Genomic DNA, 8535 nt, shown 5'->3' with positions numbered 1-8535 from the left:
GTCAGCCGCAAGGTATTCGCGGGTGTCAGCAGCAGTTGCGCCAGATCGGGCCGCTTGCCGCTGGCGAGTGCCCGCAGGCCACCCGCCGCAACATTGCCCGCAATCCCCGAAGCCATGCCGCCAAACCGAAGCAACCGCGCCGCGCGACCCGTCGGCACCGCAGCAGCCACTGCCAGTTTTGCCACATCGGCGTCAACAGCGGCCATTGATCGCCGCCTTCAAGGCTGGAGGGACCTGTTGTTGGCGGCACAGTGCAAATCGTGTCGAACGGATAACTCTTGTACCCCCAATGGCCCGATATTGGTTGTTTGTCCGCAAAGAAGACCTAGGGGATCTTGGATCCAAAGCTTTGCCCCGATTGAACCAGAAGTAGCTCTATGCCCCAACTTGCCCGCCTCGAGACGTTTCATGATGAATTCGTCTGCTTTGTCCGTGCGACAGCAGAGGATGGGGCTTTTGGCTGGGGCCAGACATCCACCTACAACGCCGACATCACGGCGCAGGTATTTCATCGCCAGGTAGTGCCATGGGCTTTGGGTGCTGACTGTGCAGATATCGCGGGGCTTGTGCATCTGATCGAACGGCGGGAACACAAGTATCCGGGCAGCTACCGTTCCCGTGCGCTGGCAGGGCTGGACACAGCACTTTGGGATATGGCTGGGCGGCGGGCAGGCAAACCAGTGGCGAGCCTGATCGGCGGCGGCCCCGGTCCGATCCGCGCCTACGCCAGTTCAATGAAGCGCGACATCACGCCAAAGGACGAGGCCGAAAGGCTTGTTCGGCTATGCGCGGAGAAGGGTTTTACCGCCACGAAATGGCGGATCGGGGCTGAGTGCGGCGAGGACCAGGACGAATGGCCGGGGCGGACAGAAGAGATCATTCCGACCCTGTCACGAGCTTTGGGCGATGGAATCGACAAACTTGTCGACGCTAACTCCGGGTTCTCGGTTCCCCGTGCCATCGCGGTGGGGCGGATGCTGATGGATCATGGCATCTGCCATTATGAAGAACCCGTGCCATATTGGGATCTGGACGCGACCCGTGCCGTCACTGAGGCCGTCAAGATCGACGTGACCGGGGGTGAACAGGACTGGGACATGGGCACATGGGCCCGCATGATCGCCATGCGCGCCGTCGATATCGTGCAACCCGATGTGATGTACATGGGCGGCATGAGCCGCACCTTGCAGGTTGCGCACATGGCCCAGGCCGCTGGTCTTTCCTGTACGCCCCATTCTGCAAACCTGTCTTTGGTGACGATGTGTTCGATGCATCTGTTGGCGGCGATCCCCAATGCCGGAAGATACCTTGAACTGTCGATCGAGGGAGACGATTATTACCCATGGCAGCGCGACCTGTTCGTGGGGCAGCCCTTTGCCGTTACCGATGGTCAGGTCACCGTCACCGATACTCCGGGCTGGGGGGTAGAGATCAGCCCGGCTTGGCTCGACAAAGCCACCTATACCGAAGCCGCGCTCGAGAGCTTCAGACCAAGCGCGTATGGCGCACTTTATCACAAGGGAGGAAAACCATGAAAAATCCGATGTTTTCGCACGAAATGACTCGTCGCGGCCTGCTGAAAAGCGGAATGGCAATGACGGCGGCGGGGCTGATCTTACCTGCTGGCATGGCAATGGCGCAGACGGAACCGAAGAAGGGCGGCGTGTTCCGTGCGGGCATCGGCCACGGGTCTTCGACCGACGGCTATGATCCCGGCCTGTGGGACAACCTTTATGCACAGACCTTTGCCGCTGCCCGGCACAACCAGCTGATCGAGGTTAGTGCAGACGGTGCCCTTGTCCCGGAAATCGCCGAAAGCTGGGAGTCGGCTGATGGCATAACCTGGACCTTCAAAATCCGTCAGGGTGTCAGCTTTCATTCCGGCAAGCCTGTCACGGCGGATGACGCAGTGGCCTCGTTGAACCATCACCGTGGCGACGCGTCGACATCGGCGGCAAAGCCGTTCTTCGATGCCGTGACGGACATCAAGGTTGATGGGCAGAGTGTCGTCGTGACGCTGAGCGCCGCGAATGCCGACTTCCCCTATCTGATGTCGGATTATCACCTGCCGGTGATGCCGGGTGCGGATGGCAAGATTGACCCGACCTCGACCGATGGTTGCGGTGGTTATGTCGTTGACAGCTATGAGCCGGGCGTACAGGCGACACTGAACCGCAACCCGAACTACTGGAAGTCGGACCGCGCCCATTTCGACCAAATCGTGCTTCTGTCGATCCTTGACCCCGCTGCGCGTTTGAATGCCCTGATGACGGGTGAAGTTGACGTGATTGACCAGGTTGACCCGGCCACGATCGGCCTTTTGGAAGCCAGAGGCGTCGCAAAAATTCTGTCGGTCTCGGGGAATGCACATTACGTCTTCACGATGGACGCGCGTGCCGCGCCCTACAATGACAACAATGTGCGTCTGGCGCTAAAATACGCCTTCGACCGTCAGGAACTGGTGGACAAGATCCTTGCAGGTCACGGGTCAGTTGCCAATGACAACCCGATCGGCCCGGCCAGCCGGTATTACTTTGCCGAGATGGAGGCCAAGACCTACGATCCGGACAAGGCGAAGTTTCACCTGAAGCAAGCCGGGATGGACAAGTTGGAGGTCACGCTGTCGGCCGCCAACGCCGCCTTCTCGGGTGCGGTCGATGCCGCCGTTCTGATGAGCGAAAAGGCCGCCGCCGCGGGCATCACTATCACGGTGGACCGCGTGCCGGACGATGGCTATTTCGACAATGTCTGGATGAAGAAGCCGTTCTGCGCGTCCTATTGGGGCGGGCGCGCGGTGGAGGACCAGATGTTCACCATTGCGTATCAGACGGGCGCCGCCTGGAACGAAAGCTTTTGGTCGAATGCCAAGTTCGACACACTTTTGATCGCTGCGCGTTCGGAACTGGACGAAGCCAAGCGCCGCGAAATGTATCAAGAAATGCAGCAGATCGTATCCTTCGAAGGATCGACCATCATTCCGATGTATAACAACTATGTGATGGCCCTCGCCAACACTGTGGCCACGCCGGACAAGGTTGCGAACAACTGGAATCTGGACGGCTTCCGCGCGGTAGAACGTTGGTGGTTCGCCTGATCCGTCGGGCAGTATGAATGGGCTCCGGCGGGGAAACCTCGCCGGAGCTTTTGCCGTTTCGGGCAAGTGCGGCGCAAAGACCGTGCGGCCTGACGGTTCAAACGAGGGAAAAAAGATGAACGATATTTGGCGCATGATCGGGCAAAGGCTGCTTTTTGGCCTGTTGACCCTGTTCGTGATTTCGGTGGTGATTTTCGGTGCGACAGAACTTTTGCCGGGTGACCTCGCCCGCGAGCTGTTGGGGCAATCGGCGACTGAAGAGACCCTTGCCGCGCTGCGCGATCAACTGGGCCTTAATGACCCAGCCCCGTTGCGTTATTGGAACTGGCTGACAGCCGCTCTGCAGGGCGATTTCGGCGTGTCGATGGCGACCAAGAGGCCTATTGCAGATCTGGTTGGCGCGCGGCTAGGAAACACGCTGTTTCTGGCGCTTTACGCAGCAGCTCTTTCTGTGCCTATCTCTTTAACGCTGGGTGTGCTGGCGGCCCTGTGGCGCAATTCAATCTTTGACCGCGCTTCGAACGCGCTTGCGCTGACTGCGATTTCCATTCCTGAATTTTTCGTGGCTTACATCCTCGTGTTGTTTCTGGCGCAGTCCGGGCTGTTTCCGTCGATGGTGCGGATCACCGGCAGCACGACGTTTGGCGACCAGCTTTACATGTCATTCCTGCCCGCGCTGACACTAACCCTTGTAGTCACTGCGCATATGATGCGGATGACGCGGGCGGCGATCATCAACCTGCTGGCTAATCCCTATATCGAAATGGCACGGCTGAAGGGCATGTCGCCCTTGCGCGTGGTGCTGCGCCATGCGGTGCCGAATGCGCTGGCGCCTATTATCAACGTTGTCGCCCTGAACCTTGCCTACCTCATCACCGGGGTCGTGGTGGTCGAAGTGGTGTTTGTCTATCCGGGCCTTGGCCAGTTGATGGTGGATGCGGTGACCAACCGCGACATCGCCGTGGTGCAGGCCATAGCGCTGATCTTTGCCTCAGCATATGTGCTCTTGAACCTCATCGCGGATGTGCTGTCGACGATCAGCAATCCCCGCTTGATGCATCGGAGTTAGGCCATGCAGATACTACTTGCCGTGATCATCGGCCTTGCGCTGTTCTTTGCCATCGGCCTTGCCAGCCGCGCCACGCTGCGCGGGTTGGCTCCAGCGCATCTGGTGCCAACCTTCCGAGACATGCCGCTGACGGCAAGTTTCGGCCTCGCGGTGATCCTGATCTACGTGGTGGTGTCGGTTCTTGCCCCGGTTCTGGCACCCTTTGGCGAAAGCGAAGTGATGGGGGCCCAATACCTTCCTTGGGCTGCGCCCTATCATCTTGGTACGGATAAGTTGGGCCGCGACATGCTGACCCGGTTGATCTACGGCGCGCGCAACACGGTGGGCATCGCCTTTGCCACCACGGCCCTCGCCTTTGTCGTCGGGACAGTCCTTGGCATTTGGGCCGCGCTGGTCGGAGGCTGGTTGGACCAGACGCTTTCGCGGATCGTGGATGCGCTGATGGCCATTCCGGCCCTGATCTTCTCGCTGCTGCTACTGACCATTTTCGGCACCTCGGTGCTGTCTCTGATCCTGGTGATCGCTGCAGTTGACGCCACGCGGGTGTATCGTTTGGCGCGGTCGGTTGCGCAGGGCATCGTTGTGATGGACTATATCGAGGCCGCGCGGTTGCGTGGCGAGGGGATGTGGCGGCTGATCCGGCGCGAGATCCTGCCCAATGCCATGGCGCCTTTGGTGGCAGAATTCGGCTTGCGGTTCTGCTTTGTGTTTCTTGCCATCTCGGCGCTGTCCTTCCTTGGACTCGGCATCAAGCCACCCACCGCCGATTGGGGCAGCATGGTGCGCGAAAATGCGACGCTGATCACATTTGGCGACGTAACCCCGCTGCTGCCTGCGGGCGCGATTGCGCTGCTGACGGTTGCAGTGAATTTCGTCGTGGACTGGCAATTGCACCGCGCCAGCGGTTTGAAGGAGTAGGCAAATGGAAAAGCAACCTCTGCTCACCATCCGCGGCCTTCGGATCGAGGGCCGTTCGGGCGATGCTTGGCACGAGATCGTCAAGGGTGTGGACCTGACCCTGCACAAGGGCGAGGTACTGGGTCTGATCGGGGAATCCGGCGCAGGAAAATCCACTATCGGACTTGCGGCCATGGGTTTTGCCCGCGACGGCTGTCGCATCTCGGGCGGCAGTATCCTCTTCGACGGGATCGACCTACGCGCCGTGCCAGAGGCCGAACGCCGCGCCTTGCGTGGCAAGCGCATCGCCTATGTCGCACAATCGGCGGCGGCGAGTTTCAACCCTGCCCACAAACTGATCGACCAGTACTGCGAAGGCCCGGTTGTCCACGGAGTCATGCCCCGCGAAAAGGCGGAGGCCGACGCGGTCGAACTATACCGCCGCATGCGTTTGCCCAATCCCGAAGAGATCGGCTTTCGCTATCCGCATCAGGTGTCGGGCGGGCAACTGCAGCGGGCGATGACCGCGATGGCCATGTCCTGTCGGCCCGACTTGATCATCTTTGACGAACCCACGACTGCGCTGGACGTGACCACCCAGATTGAGGTGTTGGCCGCGATCCGCGATATCGTGCGCCAGTTTGGCACGGCGGCGATCTACATCACCCACGACTTGGCTGTGGTGGCCCAGATGGCAGACCGCATCAAGGTTCTGTTGCGTGGGGATGAGGTGGAAGAAGCCGATACCCGCAGCATGCTGACCGCCCCGCGTGAAGAGTATACCCGCAGTCTTTGGGCGGTGCGGAGTTTTGCAAGGGCAGAACAGCCGCCCGCCACTGGCACACCAGTTGTTTCTGTGCGGGGCGTCACCGCAGGCTATGGGGCGGTCGATGTGCTGAAGGATGTCAGCTTTGACATCCATGCCCGACGCACGGTGGCGGTGGTGGGCGAAAGCGGGTCGGGCAAGTCCACCGCGGCGCGTGTGATCACCGGGCTTCTGGTCCCTCGCAAAGGTGAGGTTCTGTTCAACGGCAAGGCGCTGCCCCCCAACTTCAAAGCCCGAAGCCGCGCAGAGTTGCGCCAATGCCAGATGATCTATCAGATGGCTGACACCGCGCTGAACCCAAAGCTGCGCCTGCGCGAGTTGATCGGGCGCCCGGCCGAGATGTATCTGGGGCTGAAGGGAAAAGCGTTGGAGTCCCGCATCCGTGACCTGCTGGCGCTGATCGAGTTGGAGCCCGATACGTACATCGACCGCCTGCCGGGAGAGCTTTCCGGCGGACAAAAACAACGGATCGGCATCGCGCGCGCCTTGGCCGCCGAGCCGCAGTTGATCATCTGCGACGAGGTGACCTCTGCGCTTGACCAGATCGTGCAAGAGGGCATCCTGAAGCTTCTGGACCGACTGCAAAGCGAATTGAACCTTGCTTACATGTTCATCACGCATGATCTGGCGACGGTGAAGGCCATCGCTGACGAGGTGGTGGTGATGCAGCAAGGGGTGGTGGTAGAGCGGGGTCCGAAGACGGAACTGTTCGGGCGGCCGCACGAAGCCTATACCGATCTTTTGTTGTCGTCGGTGCCCGAGATGGACCCCGACTGGCTAAACCGACTTCTGGCTTCGCGGGGTGAACATGCGTGATCTGACAGGTATTTCTGCCCTGGTGACAGGTGGCGCTTCGGGCTTGGGACTTGCCACGGCGCGCGCGCTTGCGGCGGCGGGCGCGCGTGTTGTGGCGCTGGATCTGCGGCCGGGGGAAGCTGAGCCAGGTATCCTGCCCATTGCCTGTGACGTGGCCGATGAAAACTCGGTCGTGGCTGCGCTGGATGCGGCCGAAGCGGCGCAGGGCGTGGCGCGGATCGTGGTCAATTGCGCGGGCATACCGGGTTCGATGCGGCTGGTGGGCCGCGACGGCCCGGTCGAGATGGCGCGGTTCGAACAAGTGATCCGAGTCAACCTGCTTGGCACAGTTTCGGTCATGACCAAGGCCGCCGCCCGGATGATGATGCTTGATCCACTAGGCCCGGACGACGAACGCGGCGTGATCGTCAACACTGCCTCGATCACCGCCTACGAAGGCCAGATCGGGCAAGGGGCCTATGTCGCCTCGAAAGGCGCGATCGCCGCTATGACCATTCAAGCCGCCCGCGAGTTCGCGGCCCGGGGTGTGCGCGTTCTTGCGATCGCGCCGGGCCTGTTCCACACCCCGATGGCTGCCGAAGTGCCGCCCGAAGTGGTGGCGGCGATCACTGCAGACGCGATCTTCCCCCGCCGTTTTGGTGCTCCCGATGACTTTGCCGACTTGTGTTTGTCGATGATTCGCAACCCGATGCTGAATGGCGAGGTGATCCGTCTTGATGCAGGTGTGAGGCTGCGGGCGAAGTAGGGGGCGAAGCCGCGTGGCGGGCGCAAAGCCGTGCTTGCGGTCAATGGCTTTCCGCCGCCGCCGCCGCCTCCGTCAGTAACCACTCGCGGAACAAATGGGCGTCCGGGTGGGCCGGGCCCTGTTCGGGCAATACCAAGTAGAAGCACTCGTCGATAGGAAGGGCTAGATCGAACGGCCTTACCAAGCGCCCCGTGGCGAGTTCCTTGCCTGACATCGACCGCCGACCCAGCGCTACGCCAGCACCGTTGGCCGCCACCTCGAAGGCCATCAGCGAGGTGTCCAAGTGCAGGCCCGACCCTGGATTCACCAAGGATGCCCCCGCTGCATTCAGCCAGGTGGCCCAGCCTTCCTGATAGCCCAGCACATGCAAAAGCCGCTCTTTTGCCAGATCGTCGGGTTCACGCAGTCGCGCCGCGATCTCGGGCAGGCAGAGCGGCTCCAGCACTTCCCAAGTCAGGCGATCTGCGTGAAAACCGGGCCAATGGCCAAACCCATAGCGGATATCAAGGTCGTAGCGTTCTGCTTCAAAATCCTCGGCCCAGACCGATGAGACAATCCGCACATTGGTTTTGGGATGTGCCGCCATGAAATGCGGTAACCGCGCGGCCAGCCAGTTTACCGCGTATCCGATGGGCGCACGCACCGAGAGCATCTCGGCCCTGCGTCCGCCGAACACTTCCAGCGTCCCGGCAGACAGCCGCTCAAACGCATCTTGCACCTTGGGCAGATAAGCCGCCCCTACCTTGGTCAAAGCCAGACTGCGCGGAAGCCGCTCGAACAGTGGTTCTTTCAGGTAATGTTCCAACAGCTTTACCTGTTTTGAAATCGCCGCCTGCGTCAAGTTCAACTCTGAGGCGGCATTGGTGAAGCTTAAATGCCGCGCCGAGGCCTCGAAAGCGCGCAGCCATGGCAGGGGCGGCATCTGGTGTGACATGGCGGTCCATTCCTTTCGTGTGACGGGGCGACCCTGCCCATCGACGTGGTCGAATGCGACCGATGGCCAAACACAAGCAAAGCTTAGCCCCTTTTTTCGTCATGTGTAAGTTGGTCAATTCCCGGCTAGGGTTTCGCTGTTCCAGACGGATGAT

The 8535-nt window shown here is 60.8% G+C and carries 7 protein-coding genes and 1 pseudogene; 6 read left to right on the top strand and 2 right to left on the bottom strand.

Annotation, left to right across the window (positions count from 1 at the left end; translation table 11 throughout):
* A pseudogene (locus Q7V03_RS13910) lies at positions 1 to 206 on the bottom strand (hypothetical protein); the annotation flags it as partial.
* A 171-nt stretch (positions 207 to 377) separates the two neighbouring features.
* On the opposite strand from Q7V03_RS13910, the gene Q7V03_RS13905 reads away from it, so the two are divergent.
* The 6 genes from Q7V03_RS13905 to Q7V03_RS13880 all read left to right on the top strand — a co-directional run bounded on the left by Q7V03_RS13905 (position 378) and on the right by Q7V03_RS13880 (position 7447).
* Positions 378 to 1535, top strand: a complete 1158-nt coding sequence (locus Q7V03_RS13905; RefSeq protein ID WP_304926190.1) for a mandelate racemase/muconate lactonizing enzyme family protein — start codon at positions 378 to 380, stop codon at positions 1533 to 1535.
* The gene (locus Q7V03_RS13900) at positions 1532 to 3094 is read left to right on the top strand and encodes an ABC transporter substrate-binding protein (protein ID WP_304926189.1); all 1563 of its coding nucleotides are present in this window, start codon (positions 1532 to 1534) and stop codon (positions 3092 to 3094) included. The genes Q7V03_RS13905 and Q7V03_RS13900 overlap by 4 nt, the downstream gene beginning before the upstream one ends.
* A gap of 115 nt (positions 3095 to 3209) precedes the next feature.
* Entirely contained in the window at positions 3210 to 4163 is a 954-nt protein-coding gene (locus Q7V03_RS13895; protein WP_304926188.1) for an ABC transporter permease, read from the top strand.
* A gap of 3 nt (positions 4164 to 4166) precedes the next feature.
* Entirely contained in the window at positions 4167 to 5081 is a 915-nt protein-coding gene (locus tag Q7V03_RS13890; protein ID WP_304926187.1) for an ABC transporter permease, read from the top strand.
* 4 nt (positions 5082 to 5085) lie between these two features.
* Positions 5086 to 6702 (top strand): ABC transporter ATP-binding protein, encoded by a 1617-nt coding sequence (locus Q7V03_RS13885; RefSeq protein ID WP_304926186.1) that lies wholly within the window; start codon positions 5086 to 5088, stop codon positions 6700 to 6702.
* Positions 6695 to 7447, top strand: coding sequence for an SDR family NAD(P)-dependent oxidoreductase (locus Q7V03_RS13880; protein WP_304926185.1), 753 nt, complete (start codon positions 6695 to 6697; stop codon positions 7445 to 7447). The genes Q7V03_RS13885 and Q7V03_RS13880 overlap by 8 nt, the downstream gene beginning before the upstream one ends.
* Positions 7448 to 7487: 40 nt before the next feature.
* Here the strand turns inward: Q7V03_RS13880 and Q7V03_RS13875 are convergent, their stop codons facing one another.
* Entirely contained in the window at positions 7488 to 8381 is an 894-nt protein-coding gene (locus Q7V03_RS13875; protein WP_304926184.1) for a LysR substrate-binding domain-containing protein, read from the bottom strand.
* Positions 8382 to 8535: the final 154 nt, after the last annotated feature.

The sequence above is a fragment of the Cypionkella sp. genome (assembly GCF_030652235.1).
Classification (GTDB): domain Bacteria; phylum Pseudomonadota; class Alphaproteobacteria; order Rhodobacterales; family Rhodobacteraceae; genus Cypionkella.
Note: the sequence above shows the minus strand (reverse complement) of the source record. Positions and strands in the feature narration are given on the sequence as shown.